12 protein-coding genes are annotated in these 17410 nt (G+C 43.9%); 6 read left to right on the top strand and 6 right to left on the bottom strand.

Features of this window, described 5'->3' with window-relative positions:
* Positions 1-230 precede the first annotated feature (230 nt).
* Positions 231-2060, top strand: coding sequence for an MFS transporter (locus tag L1D23_RS04270; RefSeq protein ID WP_239836081.1), 1830 nt, complete (start codon positions 231-233; stop codon positions 2058-2060).
* Here the strand turns inward: L1D23_RS04270 and L1D23_RS04275 are convergent.
* On the bottom strand, positions 2037-2921 hold the full coding sequence (locus tag L1D23_RS04275) for a LysR family transcriptional regulator (RefSeq protein ID WP_239864414.1): 885 nt from the start codon (positions 2919-2921) through the stop codon (positions 2037-2039). The genes L1D23_RS04270 and L1D23_RS04275 overlap by 24 nt on opposite strands.
* A 192-nt stretch (positions 2922-3113) precedes the next feature.
* Here L1D23_RS04275 and L1D23_RS04280 point away from each other — a divergent pair, with 192 nt between their 5' ends.
* Positions 3114-4262 carry an S-(hydroxymethyl)glutathione dehydrogenase/class III alcohol dehydrogenase gene (locus tag L1D23_RS04280; RefSeq protein WP_239864416.1) on the top strand — a complete coding sequence of 383 codons (1149 nt, stop codon included), beginning with the start codon at positions 3114-3116 and terminating at the stop codon, positions 4260-4262.
* A 67-nt stretch (positions 4263-4329) separates the two neighbouring features.
* Entirely contained in the window at positions 4330-5169 is an 840-nt protein-coding gene (fghA, locus tag L1D23_RS04285) for an S-formylglutathione hydrolase (protein ID WP_239864418.1), read from the top strand.
* A gap of 128 nt (positions 5170-5297) precedes the next feature.
* Here fghA and L1D23_RS04290 read toward each other — a convergent pair whose 3' ends face one another.
* A complete protein-coding gene (locus L1D23_RS04290) occupies positions 5298-7376 on the bottom strand; it encodes a PhoX family phosphatase (RefSeq protein WP_239864420.1) in 2079 nt (692 codons plus the stop codon).
* A 448-nt stretch (positions 7377-7824) separates the two neighbouring features.
* Here L1D23_RS04290 and L1D23_RS04295 point away from each other — a divergent pair, with 448 nt between their 5' ends.
* The 3 genes from L1D23_RS04295 to L1D23_RS04305 all read left to right on the top strand — a co-directional run bounded on the left by L1D23_RS04295 (position 7825) and on the right by L1D23_RS04305 (position 11667).
* Positions 7825-9504 carry an RluA family pseudouridine synthase gene (locus L1D23_RS04295; RefSeq protein ID WP_239864422.1) on the top strand — a complete coding sequence of 560 codons (1680 nt, stop codon included), beginning with the start codon at positions 7825-7827 and terminating at the stop codon, positions 9502-9504.
* A 150-nt stretch (positions 9505-9654) separates the two neighbouring features.
* Entirely contained in the window at positions 9655-10404 is a 750-nt protein-coding gene (locus tag L1D23_RS04300; protein ID WP_239864423.1) for a transporter substrate-binding domain-containing protein, read from the top strand.
* 315 nt (positions 10405-10719) lie between these two features.
* Positions 10720-11667 (top strand): hypothetical protein, encoded by a 948-nt coding sequence (locus L1D23_RS04305; RefSeq protein WP_239864424.1) that lies wholly within the window; start codon positions 10720-10722, stop codon positions 11665-11667.
* A 54-nt stretch (positions 11668-11721) separates the two neighbouring features.
* On the opposite strand, the gene L1D23_RS04310 is transcribed toward L1D23_RS04305, so the two are convergent.
* The 4 genes from L1D23_RS04310 to L1D23_RS04325 form a co-directional block, all read right to left on the bottom strand.
* Complete coding sequence (locus tag L1D23_RS04310) at positions 11722-13350, bottom strand: endonuclease (protein ID WP_239864425.1); 1629 nt, start codon at positions 13348-13350, stop codon at positions 11722-11724.
* A gap of 326 nt (positions 13351-13676) precedes the next feature.
* Positions 13677-14477 carry a hypothetical protein gene (locus L1D23_RS04315; protein WP_239864426.1) on the bottom strand — a complete coding sequence of 267 codons (801 nt, stop codon included), beginning with the start codon at positions 14475-14477 and terminating at the stop codon, positions 13677-13679.
* A gap of 105 nt (positions 14478-14582) precedes the next feature.
* A complete protein-coding gene (locus L1D23_RS04320) occupies positions 14583-15293 on the bottom strand; it encodes a YiiX/YebB-like N1pC/P60 family cysteine hydrolase (RefSeq protein WP_239864427.1) in 711 nt (236 codons plus the stop codon).
* A 293-nt stretch (positions 15294-15586) separates the two neighbouring features.
* Complete coding sequence (locus L1D23_RS04325) at positions 15587-17323, bottom strand: DUF4105 domain-containing protein (RefSeq protein WP_239864428.1); 1737 nt, start codon at positions 17321-17323, stop codon at positions 15587-15589.
* Between the last annotated feature and the right edge of the window lie 87 nt (positions 17324-17410).

The following is a 17410-nucleotide window of genomic DNA, read 5'->3' on the forward strand; positions in this document are numbered from 1 at the left end:
CACCTTTTCGTCTAGTAGGAACCCATCTCATTGCGCAATAAGATAATGAGGCAATCGTGTCTCAATGTCAGAAGCGAGACAGGCGATTGTCAATGTTATTGGGCATGATAATTAAGCTGGGTGATATAAGAAAACTCAAGTGCAGTCTATGAATATTTGATCAACCAAACAGAAACGAATCCTTTGGCCCCCCTTGAAAGTGACGCTCTTTTGCTTTTAAATCAAAGGTTATGACTATTACAGCAGCACTACGACCACTAACCCTTCTCTTCATCAGTTCGTTCCTATTGATGAGCAGTCATGGCCTGAGTGGCATCTTACTTCCTGTCTCCCTTTCCGAAAGTAACATCAGTGTTCAATCGATGGGTTTCGTTCTTTCCATGTACTCCGTTGGTTTTCTTTTGGGGGCAATTCTTGGCAAACGTATTCTACGCAACATTGGTTTGGTAAGAACGTTCGCCATGTGTGGTAGCTTAGGAGCCAGCGCCATTCTGATTATGGGGCTTAATTACGAAGTCTGGATATGGGTGATTATGCGTTCCATTATGGGCTTTTGTATCGCCTGCGCGATGACTACTCTTGACACTTGGTTTAACAGCGTGTCAACTGAGTCCAATCGAGGGAAAATCCTTGCCGTTAATCAGGTTGTCATTCTCAGTGCTATCACTTTAGGTCAGTTTGGCCTTGCCATTGCACCACCCAGTGAAACCACCTTGTTTATTTTGTGTGGCGTTTTATTCAGTATCTCGGTAACACCTGTGGTTTTCATTTCTCAATTCGAGCCTCAGATCGAACAATCCGATTCCATCCCACTCAAGTCGATTTACGTTCTCTCTCCCTTGGGGTTTGTTACGTGTTTCACTTGTGGCGTTTTGTATTCCACCATTGCCAACATGTTACCCATATACGCTGATGGCGTAGGTATTACTGGCTTTCAGCTTTCTGTTTTCATGGGAGCGGCTACCGCTGGCGGTATCTTATTACAACTGCCAATGGGCTATTTATCTGATCGATTTGAACGACGCAAAGTCATACTTGGAAGCTGTTTTGTACTTGCTATAGTCAGTTTCCTACTTCCCGTATCCATTGACTGGCAGTGGTCAACAACACAATTGCTTTTGGTTGCGATGACGATGGGGCTTGTCGCCTGTTTGTATCCGCTGAGTATTTCCGAGACCTTTGACCGCGCAATGAAAGCCCAGCTAGTCCCCGTATTATCAGGTTTACTTTGCATTTACGCGATTGGTTCGATTGTCGGCCCCTACACTGTGTCAGTATTAATGGCTCAATTTGAGAATAGTGCTTTGTTCACTTTTCTTATAATGGTGGACTTAGGCCTTATCATCTTTACTATTTATCGCATGTCAGTGCGTGAAGCTCTGCCAGTCGAAGACCAAGAAAGCTTCGTGATGCATACACCGACATCGATTCACAGTGAGCTGGACCCTCGAACTGAGTATCAAGAATATTCTCTGTATGTAGAAGAAGCTTTGGAACAAGTCGAAGAACTGGCGGCATCACACCCTTCAAATGCCATTACCTTTATTCGCAGTTTGGCTAACAAGCAGCCTGAATGGGCAGTGTCGATCGCAGAGCGTGCTGCGCAAATCGAGAGCATCGATACCGTTCTGCTTTTCAGAGCGATGACGCTAACCAACCCTGAGCTCTCTGTGGACATTGCGAAACGTCTGGCTGAGTCTGACGATAATCAGATAGAAGCACTCGTAGAGTGGCTGGTTGAAAAAGAGCCTGAAAATGCAATGTCTATATTAGCTGCGATTACCGAATCCATGGACGATACACCAACCAAAGTGATTGAAACACTGGCTGAACACGATCCAGATATGCTTGTTGAAGTCAGCCAGGAGTTAGTGGCAAATATGGTAGAGAACAACAGCAACTTGAGACCCGCCGACCGTGAAGACAGCAATCTCACGGAATCGGTTGAAGAGTGGGTCAACGCCATTTCAGAAACGGCTCCTGAACAAGCCGAAGAGATCGCAGAAATGGTTGAGCAGTCGATTCAGGATGCTGACTTAGAACCTAGTACTCCCACCTAATTTATCGGCCAGAAAATCAATCAACAGACGTACTTTGGGTGACAGGTTTCGGTTTTGAGGATATAAAGCCCAAATCCCTTCTCTGTCACCCCGATAGTCAGACAATACTTCTACTATTTCCCCAGAATCTAGCCCTTCCTTGACGTAATAATCGGGGAGCTGAACTAAACCTAAGCCGCGCTTTGCCGCATCCAATAATGCCGCCCCAGAATTGCAGTGAATACGACCTGAGACACGCAGTGACTTTTCTCGTTTATTTTCTTTGAAACGCCAATAATCAATAGTTCCAACTAAGCAGTGGTGATTATCCAGCTCAGATAGCGTATGTGGCTCTCCATAGCGGGCTAAATAGTCTGGGCTACCGCACACATAAAGCTGACGGCTAGATAACCGCTTGGCCACTAAGCTAGAATCCTCGAGGCGACCTAATCGAATCGCGACATCGACACCCATTTCAATGAGATCAATCCTTTGATTCGTCAGGTTAAGGTCTAAATCAACCAGAGGGTAAGACTCAAGAAAGTCGAGTAAAAGTGGGGCTAAATGTGTTTCACCATAGGTCACCGGAGCTGTGATTTTGAGTAACCCTTTGGGGGTTGACTGCATTTGAGTCACGGCCAATTCTGCCAACTCTAACCCTTCAACTAAGTGTTTACACTGCTGGTAGTAAACTTGCCCTGCTTCAGTGGCAGAGACTTTTCTCGTTGTCCGGTTAAGTAACTTGACTGCTAACCTTTCTTCCAAGGCAGCAACCCGCCTACTGATCTGAGCCACAGAGGTATCCAGCTTCTTAGCTGCTGCGGTAAATGACTGTGTTTCTACGACCGCGACAAACTCACTCACCCCCTCCCAATTAGCCATTATGCACTCCTGTTAACCCTAAAATAACACCTTACCATTATTACAATAATGTAAAAATCATTTTCAATTTAAAGGGATTATCTTTACATAGGAAATACCTAGAATGGTGACCAACAAAGTAGAACAGCGAGAAACACCTTCCTCGTCTACGCTTAGAACGTCAAAAAACAATTACATAGAAAGGAAAATCCAATGGCATTAGATATCAAACCGGGTCAAGAGTTTATCAAGTCAAAAGCCGCTGTGGCTTGGGCTGCTGGTGAGCCTCTGAAAATGGAAGAAGTTGATGTACAACTGCCTAAGAAAGGCGAGGTACTGGTTCGCATTGTGGCGACAGGGGTTTGTCATACAGACGCTTTTACTCTTTCTGGTGAAGACCCTGAAGGTATCTTCCCTGCTATTCTTGGTCATGAAGGTGGCGGCATCGTCGAGATGGTTGGCGAAGGTGTCACAAGCGTAGAAGTTGGTGACCATGTTATTCCATTATACACAGCGGAATGTGGCGAATGTAAATTCTGTACTTCAGGCAAAACCAACCTATGCCAAGCAGTCCGTGAAACTCAAGGTAAAGGTCTGATGCCAGATGGCACCAGCCGATTCTCCATCAATGGGGAAACTATTTTTCACTATATGGGGTGTTCAACTTTCTCTGAGTATACGGTTTTGCCGGAAATTTCACTGGCGAAAGTCAACAAACAAGCGCCTCTTGAGGAAGTGTGTCTCCTTGGTTGTGGGGTCACGACCGGGATGGGCGCAGTACTGAACACAGCAAAAGTCGAAAAAGGGGATACCGTCGCAATCTTTGGCTTAGGTGGGATTGGACTTTCCGCAATTATTGGTGCTCGTATGGCAGGTGCAAGCCGCATCATCGGTATTGATATCAACGAAAGTAAGTTTGAACTGGCACAACAGCTAGGCGCAACGGATGTGCTCAACCCGCAAAATCTCGATAAGCCCATTCAGGATGTGATCATCGAGATGACCGATGGTGGCGTCGACTACTCATTCGAGTGTATCGGTAACGTTAATGTCATGCGTCAAGCATTGGAGTGTTGCCACAAAGGCTGGGGGGAATCGGTCATCATTGGCGTGGCCGGAGCCGGTCAGGAAATTTCTACACGTCCTTTCCAACTGGTCACTGGTCGAGTATGGCGTGGCAGTGCTTTTGGTGGCGTTAAAGGCCGTTCTGAACTCCCAGAAATTGTTGAACGCTACATGGCAGGAGAGTTTGGGCTTCAGGAGTTCATCACTCACACTATGGGCCTTAACTCCGTCAACGAAGCGTTTGATTTAATGCATGAAGGTAAGAGTATCCGTACTGTGATACATATGGATCAATAATGCCCGTTTAACCCGTTAATAAGCCGCTGCATCTTATCGTGTGACGGCTTTATCTGAGAGACTAACAATGAGTTTATCCAACATAAGCCAAAACAAAGTCGCAGGTGGCTGGCACAAGCAATACATCCATGATTCCATAGTCCTAAACTGCACTATGCGTTTCGCCATTTTTTTGCCGCCTAACGCAAACAAAGCCTCCCCTGTTCCTGTTTTATACTGGCTTTCCGGCCTCACTTGCACCGACGAAAACTTTATGCAGAAAGCTGGGGCCTTCAAAAAAGCCGCTGAACTAGGAATTGCCATCGTCGCTCCCGACACCAGCCCACGTGGTGAAGGCGTCTCTGATGACGAAGGTTACGATTTAGGTAAAGGTGCAGGTTTCTACCTTAACGCGACTCAGGCACCTTGGTCTGAACACTATCATATGTATGATTACGTCACACAAGAGCTGCCTGACCTTATCGAATCAAGCTTCCCCGTTTCAGGCGTGAAAGCGATCTCTGGTCATAGTATGGGAGGGCATGGTGCCCTAACGATTGGTTTGAAAAATGCTTCTCACTTCAGCTCCATCTCAGCTTTTAGTCCAATCAGTAACCCAATGCAATGTCCATGGGGTCAAAAGGCTTTTAGCGCTTATCTGGGGAACAACGTTGAAAGCTGGAAGGATTACGACGCTAGCGAGCTTCTCAGGCGAGCACCGTCTCCGATACCTATTCTGGTCGACCAAGGCGATGCCGATAACTTTCTTATCGAACAACTAAAGCCTGAAGCTCTGATCGCCGCTGCAGAAATCCACGGTTCAGATTTAGAACTGCGCATGCAAACGGGCTATGATCACAGCTATTACTTTATTTCGAGTTTTATTGATGAACACTTAATGTTCCACGCGAAACACATGTTCAAATAAACATACAAAGCCAAATAAAAATCCCCTCAGTCATCCAGACTAAGGGGATTTTCCATTTGTTCTGTGGTATCACAGAATTATCATGGGCTAAACATGCTCTAGCTCACACGCTTGCCCCATAAGTGAAGCTAAACTCCTAATTTCCCACCATCGTAACGTGAAATCACAACGGTACTTGAACGAGGCCGCCAAGCTCGCCCGTCATCAGGAGTTTCCGCCGATGCATTCAATGCATCATGTGGCCAGTTCGATGGATGCTGAACGTTAGTAAACATATGACGAAAATCCGGTGTGAAAGTAATACCTGTTGATTCCGCCCCTTTTGGTGCCACTGCAAAGCGTTTGAGGTGTTCTTGGTTACCTACATTGACGACAGGCTCACCATTAGCAGAATGAGAAAGAGCATCAGGTGCCACAGCTAAGATCTGATTATCGACATCAATCTCCTCTTTGGCACCAGAGTCGGTTTGAAGCCATAAAATCCCGCGCTGATCGAAGCTAATTCCATCAACGGAGGAGAACTCATTCTCCTCGGTTAGGCCGGACAAGTTAACACTCGATGCATCAGCTTCAGCTGAAGAACCAAAAGCAAAGATTTCCCACTCAAACTCTGTCGCAACTTCACCTTCTTTCCAACGAATAATATGACCATATTCGTTATTCGGACGAGGGTTAGCAGCATCCACATCTCCATTGTGGCGATCAGTGTTGTTTGTCAACGCGAGATAAACCAGCCCCGTTTTGTAGTCCACTGCAGTCCATTCTGGGCGATCCATTGGCGTAGCTCCCATCGCATCAGCTGCGCCAATCGTATTGCGAATAATAGCTGCTTGGCTGCCAATGGTATCTCCAAGGCGGTTACCATCAAGGTCGATAGCGTTTTCAGTCAACGGTAACCACTCACCTTTGCCCTGCTCATCAAAACGTGCAACATACAATGTGCCATGATCCATATATTTGGCACCAATCGCCATACGATCTGCGCCGGCAGATAAGTTTTCACTCGCGTCACTCTCATCCCATAATGCATCCGATACAAACTTATAAACGTACTCATATCGGCCATCATGCCCACTGTAGAAGACGACAGGTTTACCCGGTTCAAGCACACCATAGGTACAATCTTCATGGCGGAATCGGCCTAGAGAGGAGCGCTTAGCTGGCTTAGCGTTTGGAGAGTAGGGATCAATTTCAACAATATAACCAAAGCCGTTATCGTAGTTACGAAAATCCTCTTCAGGGCTCGCTCCTAAGACTGAAATATCCCAGCGCTTAAATTCACCTGTAAAATTCTCATCTTGCTGCGGTGGAGAATCCCAGTCTCCGTAAGCTTTATCGCTTGTCGTGCCATAGCGTTTTTGAACATCGTCTGGCTCAGAGGTAATTTTAAAATGACCAGGCCAGTTTTCTTCACAAGTCAAATAAGTACCCCATGGAGTAAAACCATTACCACAATTATTGTAAGTCCCATGAGTTACGTTCGACTTATTGTTTTCAACAGTGAATTTGGTCGTCAGTAAGTCACCCTCAGTAATCGCGCCAGTGACGTCCATTTCAGTAGATAAATGAATTCGACGATTGTAAGGGCTATCAATCACTACCTGCCAAACACTTTGCTCCAACTTAATATGCACCACGGATACGCCATGAGCGTAATATTCTTTACGGACATAGTTTGGAAGCCGACGGCCCAAATAATCCCTATCGTTAGATTCAAAATCATCTTCATGTAAAGTATTTTGGTTTATAAACTCATGGTTCATACACAAAATACCCTGAGTATCATCCAGTGGGAAATAATACATACCATCATGCATTTGCCCAACAGAATGCAACTGGTCTATATCGCGATTTGTTCCATCTTGTTTAAATGGTTGAATGAAATCATTATGAGAAGAAACCGAGAATAATCGAGTCCCCCAAGGAGCTAATACCTGCGCAAAATACCCTTCAGGCACAGTAAAGGCATCTTTCGATTTTGCACTCACTGACTCAAAGCCCAATGAGTTGACTCGCTCAGATACCTCCACTGTAGTTTCATCAGTATCACAACCAGTCAGGCCAAAAGAACTCATAGCGCCAAAAGCAGCAACACCTCCTGTACCTTTTAACATAGTACGTCTTGATAATGCTTTCGACATCACTTCAGAAAGCGGCGTCTGTTTACTTTTATTGAATATTTTATCTGTAGTTGTACAACGACTCATAATACTGCCTTTATTTCCATCAAAAAAAATAGAGCAAACTCTCTATAGACAAATATTAATAAACATAAATTGTTAAAGCTTTGTTTAAATAAAAAGACAAAACAATAAATATTACAATTTGGAACAAATACAACAAATCAAAGCGAAAACATTAATAACCACACGAAATAAATAAAGACAAATATCATCATAATATTATTAATAAATAATATGAAAGGTTCTTACTATATATATTGCCACATGAATTAAACATTTATAAAATCACACCGAATTAATCATTATTCTCTTAGAGTTAACCACGGACGTAATCAAGAGTACCTCTTGCCTCTTATAACATTTCTTATCTCATGGAGAACATTGCAGCGCACCTTCACATGACGAAACTGGAAATCACGCCTCAAACAGGTAGAATCTCGCCTTCAGTTTTTCGTAGCAACGGCAAGTTAAAATGCATCAACCTGAACATTTGTTTACTCTTTTCAAAGCACCCATTGATGGTTACAGCTTGCCTGACAAGTTCACCTTTCCCTTTTTCTATCAACCACATCCACTATGTGAGCTTGCGGCTCAGGAACTGCAAGAGCACTTAGTTGCGCAAACGGATTGGCAGCATAATTTCGGTGTCGATGGAAACTCAAAGGGCACAGGCAAAATGTTCGGTGTGCTGCTTGTTCAGTCACCAGATGGCAAGATTGGTTACCTTTCAGCCTTTTCAGGAAAAATAGCCGACCAAAACTTGCTACCCAGCTTTGTCCCACCCGTTTTCGATATGCTGACAGAAGAAAGCTTCTTTCGGGCGGAAACCGCTGAAATCATGGCGGCGAATCAAAAGTTCAATCAACTAAAAAGCAACCCTCGTATTGCCGAGCTGACCGAACAGATAAACTTGCTAACTTCTGAGTATCAACAGCAGGAGCAATTACAGCGCGACGCAATGATTACAGGCCGAGCTGAGCGCAAAGCACAACGCAAACTAGCTGAATCCTCACTAGCCGGAGAAGCGCTGCAAAACAGGCTTGATGAATTGGCGAAGCAAAGCATCGCTGAAAAAAACGTGCTTAAATATCTCAAGCTGGAGTGGGATGAAAAAATCGCCGTCTTACAACACGAGCTAGATGAATTAAATACCAGCTTGAATGCATTGAAAGAGCAGCGTAAAACCCTATCTAATACGTTGCAAAATAAGCTGTTTGATAACTACCGCTTTCTAAATATCAGAGGGGAGGAGAAGTCCCTCAATGCGATATTCAAACCGACCAGTGCGCCCGTACCACCAGCAGGTGCTGGCGAATGTGCCGCGCCAAAACTGCTGCACTTTGCCTTTAAGCATGGATTTAAGCCGTTGGCATTAGCCGAGTTCTGGTGGGGGGCCTCGCCAAAATCAGAAGTTCGCCAACACGGAAAGTTCTACCCTTCTTGCCATAGTAAGTGCTTCCCTATTTTGGGCCACATGCTGGAAGGAATGACCGTTGATGATAATCCGCTGGAAGAAAACTGGGCAGAAGACAAAGAGCTTGAGATCTTATTTGAAGATGAAGCTATGGTTGTCGTCAATAAACCTTCAGGGCTACTGTCTGTCCCCGGCAAAACCATCAAGGATTCAGCTTACACACGCTTGCAGCAACGCTATCCAGATGTGGAAGGCCCTTTCGTGATTCATCGACTGGATATGGCGACATCAGGGTTACTGGTTTTCGCTCTAACAAAGCGTGCGAACAAGAACCTACAGAAGCAATTCATTTCCCGCTCAGTGCAAAAGCGCTACGTCGCACTACTTGAAGGAAAGGTAAGCCAAACCAGTGGTCAGATAGATTTACCGATGCGTGGCGATCCTGATGATCGCCCCCGGCAGCTCGTCTGCTTTGAGCATGGAAAACCTGCCGAAACCTATTGGGAGTTGATTGAAACACGAGATGGCCGCTCCAAACTGTACCTGTACCCCAAAACCGGTCGAACCCATCAGCTTCGAGTTCACTGTGCTCATCACCTTGGGCTCAACTTACCTATGGTCGGCGATGGTCTCTATGGTCAACGCGCCGAGCGATTACATCTTCATGCACAACGCCTAGAGATAGAACATCCCTACAGTAAGCAACCCATGGTTTTTGAAGTTGAGAGTGAATTTTGAACTCCCAGAGCACCGTGAATCGGTGCTCTTTTATTAGCTAAACTTCCAGCGCTCGGGTTTATTGTCACAGATAACCTCAAACTTTCTGGTGATATCCTTATCAGCAACTATTCTTTTATTGAATCTATTTGCATGTTTAAGGAAGAAAAAATGCGCAGCTTTGTTAAAACCTTTTTATATCTGACCTTATCTCTACTTTTTATCAACTTTGCTCAAGCTAACACCGTTAAACTCGCTAATGGCGAATGGGCACCCTATCAATCCAAATCGCTTAAAAATGGCGGCTTCATGACTCAAATTGTTAAAGAAGCATTCGAAGCAGAAGGCTACCAGGTGGAATTTACTTACATGCCATGGAAGCGTGGCTTTGAAGAAGCCAAAGCCGGTAATTTTGATGGTTCTCTTATTTGGAGTAAGAATTCAGATAGGGAGCAGTTTTTCCATTATACCGACTCTGTTATTACGTTAAGCACTGGATTATTCCAACAAAAAAGTAAACCTGTAAACTGGAGCAGCAAAGAAGATCTTAAGAACTTCAAAATCGGCGGTGTGACTGGTTACGCCTATGGAGTCGAAGATATGGAAAAAGCTGGGCTAATCAATATACAACGTATTGCTAGTGCAGAAAACAATTATAAAAAGCTCAGTGCAGGCCGCCTAGATATCGTATTGGAGGATATGGACGTTGGTATGGAAACCATCACCAAACTCAATTTAACCGACAAAATTGAACCTAATGCCAAGACATTATCAGCAAGAGATTACTTCGTGATCATTTCGAAAAAATCTCCTCGCGCTCAAGAGTTAGTCGATGCCTTTAACCGTGGTCTGGCAAAACTCAAAGCAGAAGGCAAGTTAGATGCGTATCGTGAAGCGTCAATCCGAGGTGAGTATAAATAGCGCTTATTGACTACAGTAGGAATCGATAGTTTTTAAAAGAGATGGCTAACACCATCTCTTTTAGCTTTCTTTACCTTTCACTCCAAAATTCAACTGACACAACCTCCCATTGCTTTGATGTATCAAGCTTAGACAATCACGATAAACCTCAGCACTCCTAACGCCCTCACCTCAAATATCCAAAAACAATCTCAAGCCCACTTAATGATTATTAATCACCTAGAAAACAATTTATATGCAACTAGATTTAAACTCATGTTCGACGCGTCATGAACCTCCATCTAATTTTAACCAACCTATTCAAACGAGGAACCAATGAAACCTACACTACGAACTCTCTCCGCTATAGCGCTTATTACTGTAAGCTACAACACTGTTGCGAAAGATCTTTACTTAGTCACTGACTACGATGATAAGCAGTATAATGAACTTCAAGTTCTCGACCTTGATACCAAAACAACAACTAAGTTAGCGGATATTAATTACGGTGGTCGTTTGGCAGTGACAGAGAATTCAATCTACGTGACGACAAGCTCTCCAAGTACTCAAGCCTTATCACGTGTCACTTTGGACGGTCAAAAATACCGGATGGTGAACCGAATTCCTATGGCTGGTGATATTCCGGTAGTCGTCGATAAAGAAACGGGACAAGTATATACCTCCAGTATCACTCAAGACACTGTGGTTGAGGTTTATTCGGACTACACAGATTCACCAGGAGCGCCAATTGAGGGAGAAGATTTCCGGTTTATATTCGGAGATACGATGGAAGAGTGTGGTATTGCCTACTGTGCGAACAACACTGCATTGGCTATCGATAACGCTAACGAACGAATGTATATGGCACTGGGCGTTAACCAAGAAACGGAAGTCATCAGCTTTCCATTAGGAGAACACTCAACTGTAGACAGACGCCAAGAATTATCGGTTGAAGACGGTATCGACCACGACGAGGATTGGCACAAAATCATCGCAATGCATTTGGATCCGAAAGACAAGTTCCTTTACTTTGCTAACGAACATGGCATTTATCGCGCAAACATCAAAGGAGAATCGAGAAAGGTCGAAAAAATCCTTTCAATTGACGAAAGTAACGGATTTGAAGGCGTTGTAGATATGGAAGTCGATTTCGATGCAGGTAAGCTTTACTGGGTACAAGTCGGAAAGCCAGAAATCTACTCTGCTGATCTCTCAGGCGAAAACGTAAAAGTTGAGTACGTGACTCAAGGTGGAACCACATTTGAATTAGCCTTTATGGACTAGTACTTTCACGCAAACCAAAAGGCCTAACATATGTTAGGCCTTTGATTGTTTAAGTTAGTCTCCCCAAACCATGTTGACGAACTCTGGGTGGTCAACGTATGGGTTACGGTTACCTTGGAAATTGTACACCGCGTTGTTGCGATCAATTTCCTTCTGGTCTACTGGGTCATTGGCATGCCAACGTTTTAACATAGCTAAAACCCAAGGTTCGAACACTGTTGTATTAGTGCCATTGAGCACTGCGTTGGAGTTATCGCTGTTCCCTTCCCAATTAGCGATCTCGTTTTCGTAGCGTGTCGCCATGTAGAAATATGCACGGGCCAAATCACCTTTGAACTCATCAATTGGTTCAAACACTGTACCCGAGTATCCTAGGCTAGAAGCCGCAGAGCCAACTTTTGAGCCGTTAGAAGACGTGTACGTCGCACTGCCAACTTCACCGAATGGCCAGTTGCTGCGTTTCGCATTCACGTAACCATCTGTCGCATACAAGTGGTGACCATCCGAGTTCATTGGCTCCACTTTTCCACCAAACCAACTCTTAGGGAAAGAGTGCTCGCGGTTGTAACAATCGCCTTCTTTACTGTACTGACCGCATTGGTCTGTCACTTTAGTAAAATTAATCGAATCACTGCCAGATATCTTCTCTGAGTAGATATCGAGAATCGTCCCGTCCTTCTCATAGTAGTTGTCGATATCAGCGGTTTTGACCAAATCCCAAACGGCAGAGTAGCCTTGCGAGTTGTGGTTATTGATGATGTTATACAGTGCAGTCTTCAGCGTATAGCCTGTCTTACCTTCGGCTGATTTGTAGTAGTCACCGAGCACTGGTGGTTCTGGATCAGGGTCGCTACCACCAAGCGTAAAGGAGTGCTGAGAAGAATTGGTAAAGTCTCCACCAGACGCAAGGGTTTGGCCGTTAGACGTTAGCGTGTAAGACCCATTTCCAGAGCTACAGCAGATGCCGTCGCCATAGGAATCAACGATTTCAAACACATACGAGCCTGATTCAACACACATCGCCTTTTCATAGCTGGTGTTATTACCGTAGTCAGAGCCAGAGTATAGAGTCTGACTGCTGCTGTTTTTCAGCGTCCAGCTTGTTTCAGAGCCATAACTATCAGTCGTTAGGTTAAGTGTGACTTCATGATTGCTACAAGTTGTCGGAGGCGGTGTTACAGCACCATCAGATGGCTGGAAGTTATCTATATAGACGACTTCGGAACCATCAAAACCAGACTCATCATAGAAGCGCAGACCAACGTTTATGCTCTTGGTGCTGCTGGCCGTGTACGAATAAGCAATATCCTGCCATTGACCAGTTTGGCTAGGTACACTGTAATTTTGGTATCCATCCACATACAGGCGTGCTTTAACATTGCCTTCAGTGTGATAAACAGACACAGAAAAATCATACGTCTGCCCTGATACCACACTTACAGACTGCTGAAAGTCCGTGTTGCTTTGCGTGCCGGTATTGACCGTCACTTTTGCTGCATTGCTACCACTTTTTACAATGCTGGTTTCCTGTGACACCGAAATGCCACTGTCGATTGTGTTCCACCCTGTTGGAGAGGAACTGCTCCATTGTTCGAAATCACCATTGGTCATTTCAGCCAGAGCAAGCGTAGGGGTAAGAAATAGAGACGCCAGTAAGACGCTTTTATTCAACGGAGAACTCATCTTGTTTCCTTTTTATTTTATAAGTCCGAAATATAGATTAGATTTTATCCATTGAATTACTAAAACCTGTGTCGCAATTTTAAGCAATAGCACTAATAACAATTCAAGAAAGTTTAATATAAACCCCACTTTCAACAAATTTAACAACAAAGAGCAACGAGAGGTTAATTCCAATTTAATAAGGATGCTGCTCTCTAAATAAATGCCAAGCACAACGAGTCAATTAGCTCGATAACATAGCGCTCATTATTGTTCATTCCTCAGACAAGGTTTCTTTCATAATTACCGACATATTGCTCTGAATAAGTAACACAAGGTGTCAGTAGTTAGCTGAGTTTTGACCTAATGATCCTCACCAATGGCTTAATTACGTCTTTGTCGCTCCAATACCGTGCATGGCTGAATAAATTCCAAGACGACATCAAACCACCTGAATTTATCGGGTGATCTTTAACTATCAAGTCATAAGTGTTACCTAATTGCCTCAAAGGCCAGCCAAGTACATCATCGGGATCATAATAATTATCCCAACGGAATGAGGTTGTCGGCTTTGCAAAACATACTCTATTCTGCAGTCCAGCATTAAACAGAGGAATATTACAACCCGTGGTAATGAGGTTTTCACAAGTTTCTAACTTCATGAAGGATTTCTTGTGATCATCACCATTATAGTTCTCGAACTTATTAAGATCGTGTTGAGCATCCCATATATAATTCGAAATCACCTGACAACCTAAAGACTGAGCAATGATGATCACCGGTCTACTCGCCTTGTGCCCTATATCTATATACGCATGTTCAAGTGTATTAAAAATAGCCTCCTGAACTGCAAGATATTTTTCATTTTGCCTGCTGGCACTGTGCTCAAGTGATCCAGCATCTCCGAATCCATATAGAAAGAACTGTCTTAATCGAATGGCATCGAGCTCATTACTCGGTTCTGAGGTCATCGCTTGCCAAAGCTCATCTTCTGGCTGTTGTAAAATAGGTGCATACTGAACGTTTTGAAATGATACCTTAGCCCACTCTGAACCTAGCTCTTCCTTCAAATGTTCCTCAAGCACATCATAGTAATCAGGCTTTATTTTCCCCATGCCGTGAAGTGTGATTAAAGCCACTTCTTTCATTCTGTTTTCCTTCATAAAGAGTCATTAACTGCAGAGGATCAACTCATTAGATAGTACGTTTCTACCGAATAGAGTGACCGGCTAACACACTCTATTCGTCATCAATTACTTTCGAAGATCGGTATCCCAAAACCCAAGATCTGGCTGTTCAAGCTCAACTGGCTGATAGCCTACGATTTTGTCTAGGCGCTTATGTGCTTCATCAAACTTTCGAGCTAACTCGTACAATTTGGCGAGTGACTTAGCGTTATTCCAAATCTGATAATACGTTTCGATTTGTTGTTCCGCATAATCGTTGCAGCTATATTTGTAGAAACCTTTGTGCTCTGAAGTAACATCAGCCCACTCATCACTCTCTAGACATAATTGGAAATCAACAGGCAGTACATCATTGGCGGTTCTGCCTACTTTAATGTTGTGAGTATTTAGGCAAGCAGCAACAAAGTTAGAACAAACAAACGACTCATCCGCTTTTTTACCAGAGAAAATCGTCAATAAATCATATCTTTTCCCTAAGTGGTAAAGTGCATCCATGGCATATTCTGCTCCAACCACTGAATCTTTTGCAGTTGCAGCTAATGTCTTGTTCCGTATTACCATCCAGTCTTCACCAAACTCTTCTAAGATGGATTCGAATGTCACGATGTGGACGCCTTGCTTAGGCATCGCATGAGCCACGATATTTGGCCCTAAACACAGTGCAACATGGCTATAAGCCGCTTCGTTTTTTCTACGTTTAGTCTGAAAAATTTTATTAGGCTTTGATAGCTTACCTACCCCATTTAAAAGCAGCACATCCCCAAAAATGATATCCATCGAATTCCTCTAATTTATAGTAATAGGTACAGATATGTTTGTAACCCCATGAAAAGCATGACTATAACAGACATAAATGAGTGTGCATCTTTCAAAAATCAACCTATCAGAAAAAGCATTAAGTTGCATATCAAAGTGTGAAATAGAGCAGATTTAAATAAGACTAGGAGAGTTTGTCAAAGAGTACGACAACGGCTAGAACAGCACCATTTGCATTGGTAGTAGGCTGTTGGAAAGAGTATCGAGTTCTATTTAAGCTTGGCCGTGTATTATGCTCCACAGACTATGGCCCTTTAAAAGTATCGGTTGAAGTAAATCCCTACCAGCTTGTCGTAGCTTTTCTCGAAGCGTACACGAATGTCAGCTTTATTACTGATGCTAAAGCGTGTGTCCCCATACAGGGCAAAGTCCCAGCCATTACCATTCAAGCCCAGAGAAGGGACCACTCTCAGGTGTGTTTTCCAGCTATCGGACCAGCGATAAAGCACGCCTGCTGGAAGCTGAAGTTCTGAGACATCGAAGTCAACGAAATCGACCTGTCCACCGAACATAGTGTAGGCTGAAAGGCGATTAAACCGACGTTCAGCCAAGCCTAAATAGCCTTTAAAATACGGGCGGTAACATTCATCATCATGGCACTCACTCTGCTCAAGTGAAAGAGCCAATTGCCATGCTAAGCGATCATTTTCAAACAAATTCACATCATTGGTATTGAGTGAAGCAACATTGAGAAAATCCAGTTTTTTAAGGCGCACCTTATCATTGGTTATATGAAGCTCAGTATCCAAAACAGTAAGAGCTGAATCTTTTAATCGAGCAACATCGATTGACAGAAAATCATAATAAGCAGCAAAACCCCGTAAGCTGAGATATCCACCATAGTTGTCGCTATAGCCTATCCCTAGACCAAGATTAATAGGTAACTGAGCTAAATGGGGCGGTTTGGCTTTACTCTCCGGCCAATCGACACTAAAGCTGTCTAACTGTAGCCTTGTCAGGAGCAACTGACGCTTTTGCTCTTTGTAGTTGCGCTCAGACTCATCCTCTGTGACCAATAACAGTTCTGTGTACTCAGTTAAAACATCTAGGACTTTAGCTTTTTCATAATCAGAAAAATCATCGGACTGCATAAAGGGGGTCAGCTCTGAAAGATCTTTAGCGATCGTAATTGTTTGCTGCTTTTCTTTATCACTAAGGGCAAGGTACTTATTTTGAATACGGCTGTACTTAGACTGACGCTGGCTAACTGCTTTGACCAAAGGTTGCCCATGATGCATAACATTTGGAAGAGCATGGAATATATCAATGGGCATATCCCATGGCTGAGATCCTGTATTGAGAGGCTGTTCCAGTACGATATTCAAAATATCTTTAAACGCAGTGGAGCAGTTGTCACTCAGGAAGTAATAGCTGAAATCAACCTCCTGCAGCTCAAACAGGTGCGCCTGTACCAGCGCAACTTCTTGCCTGGTTAGGCTAAGTTCATATTCCCATAACTCCCGCTGCTCATTCTCAGCATAGCTTGCAGTATGAAGATAGTATGTGGCTGTCGTGTAACTAGCACTGTAGCCACCGAATATACCATACAACACATACTTAACCGGATTGTCATCAGGGTGAGCATTCGCCCCGAAGTTAATACCGGTATCCAGCAGTTCAATATCCGTTTTACTGTCACCCTGTCGGTTGAATTTCATCATCAGGTGACCAAAAAATGAGGCCGGATTTCCAAGATAGCCCGTGACATAAACCACACTGACCGACTCAGTTTTACTATGTTGAATCCATTGCTGATAATCGTCACAATCTTGCAAAGACAGCCCAAAATCAGAGCCGAAGTTGTCTTTAAGCCAGATATAGCGCGCAGGGTAGCGGCAATGAACCATTTCTGATGTTCTGGTAAACGCGTTCACAGTAGCGGTCAGTTCTACTTCCGCATCAAAACGACCATTTTCGGAAAGGAAGAAATCAGGGCTGGAGATGGTACTGCTGCCATTTTTAAAATGCAGCAGTTTGGTCCACTGATTCATCTGTGTTTCACTAAGTGAAACAGAGCCAGAGGCTGGCCAAGGATACATTGACCCTGCAAAGAGTAACAAACACAAAACGGGCGATAC

This window comes from Vibrio sp. Isolate24 (assembly GCF_022398215.1).
Taxonomy (GTDB): domain Bacteria; phylum Pseudomonadota; class Gammaproteobacteria; order Enterobacterales; family Vibrionaceae; genus Vibrio; species Vibrio coralliilyticus_A.

Bases quoted from the DNA above. Each gene is read 5' to 3' on its own strand.
- L1D23_RS04320 (WP_239864427.1), bottom strand. From the start codon at position 15,293: ATGGATATCATTTTTGGGGATGTGCTGCTTTTAAATGGGGTAGGTAAG.
- L1D23_RS04305 (WP_239864424.1), top strand. From the start codon at position 10,720: ATGAAACCTACACTACGAACTCTCTCCGCTATAGCGCTTATTACTGTA.
- L1D23_RS04295 (WP_239864422.1), top strand. From the start codon at position 7,825: ATGCATCAACCTGAACATTTGTTTACTCTTTTCAAAGCACCCATTGAT.
- L1D23_RS04310 (WP_239864425.1), bottom strand. From the start codon at position 13,350: ATGAGTTCTCCGTTGAATAAAAGCGTCTTACTGGCGTCTCTATTTCTT.
- L1D23_RS04290 (WP_239864420.1), bottom strand. From the start codon at position 7,376: ATGAGTCGTTGTACAACTACAGATAAAATATTCAATAAAAGTAAACAG.
- L1D23_RS04325 (WP_239864428.1), bottom strand. From the start codon at position 17,323: ATGAATCAGTGGACCAAACTGCTGCATTTTAAAAATGGCAGCAGTACC.
- fghA (WP_239864418.1), top strand. From the start codon at position 4,330: ATGAGTTTATCCAACATAAGCCAAAACAAAGTCGCAGGTGGCTGGCAC.
- L1D23_RS04280 (WP_239864416.1), top strand. From the start codon at position 3,114: ATGGCATTAGATATCAAACCGGGTCAAGAGTTTATCAAGTCAAAAGCC.
- L1D23_RS04315 (WP_239864426.1), bottom strand. From the start codon at position 14,477: ATGAAAGAAGTGGCTTTAATCACACTTCACGGCATGGGGAAAATAAAG.
- L1D23_RS04270 (WP_239836081.1), top strand. From the start codon at position 231: ATGACTATTACAGCAGCACTACGACCACTAACCCTTCTCTTCATCAGT.
- L1D23_RS04275 (WP_239864414.1), bottom strand. From the start codon at position 2,921: ATGGCTAATTGGGAGGGGGTGAGTGAGTTTGTCGCGGTCGTAGAAACA.
- L1D23_RS04300 (WP_239864423.1), top strand. From the start codon at position 9,655: ATGCGCAGCTTTGTTAAAACCTTTTTATATCTGACCTTATCTCTACTT.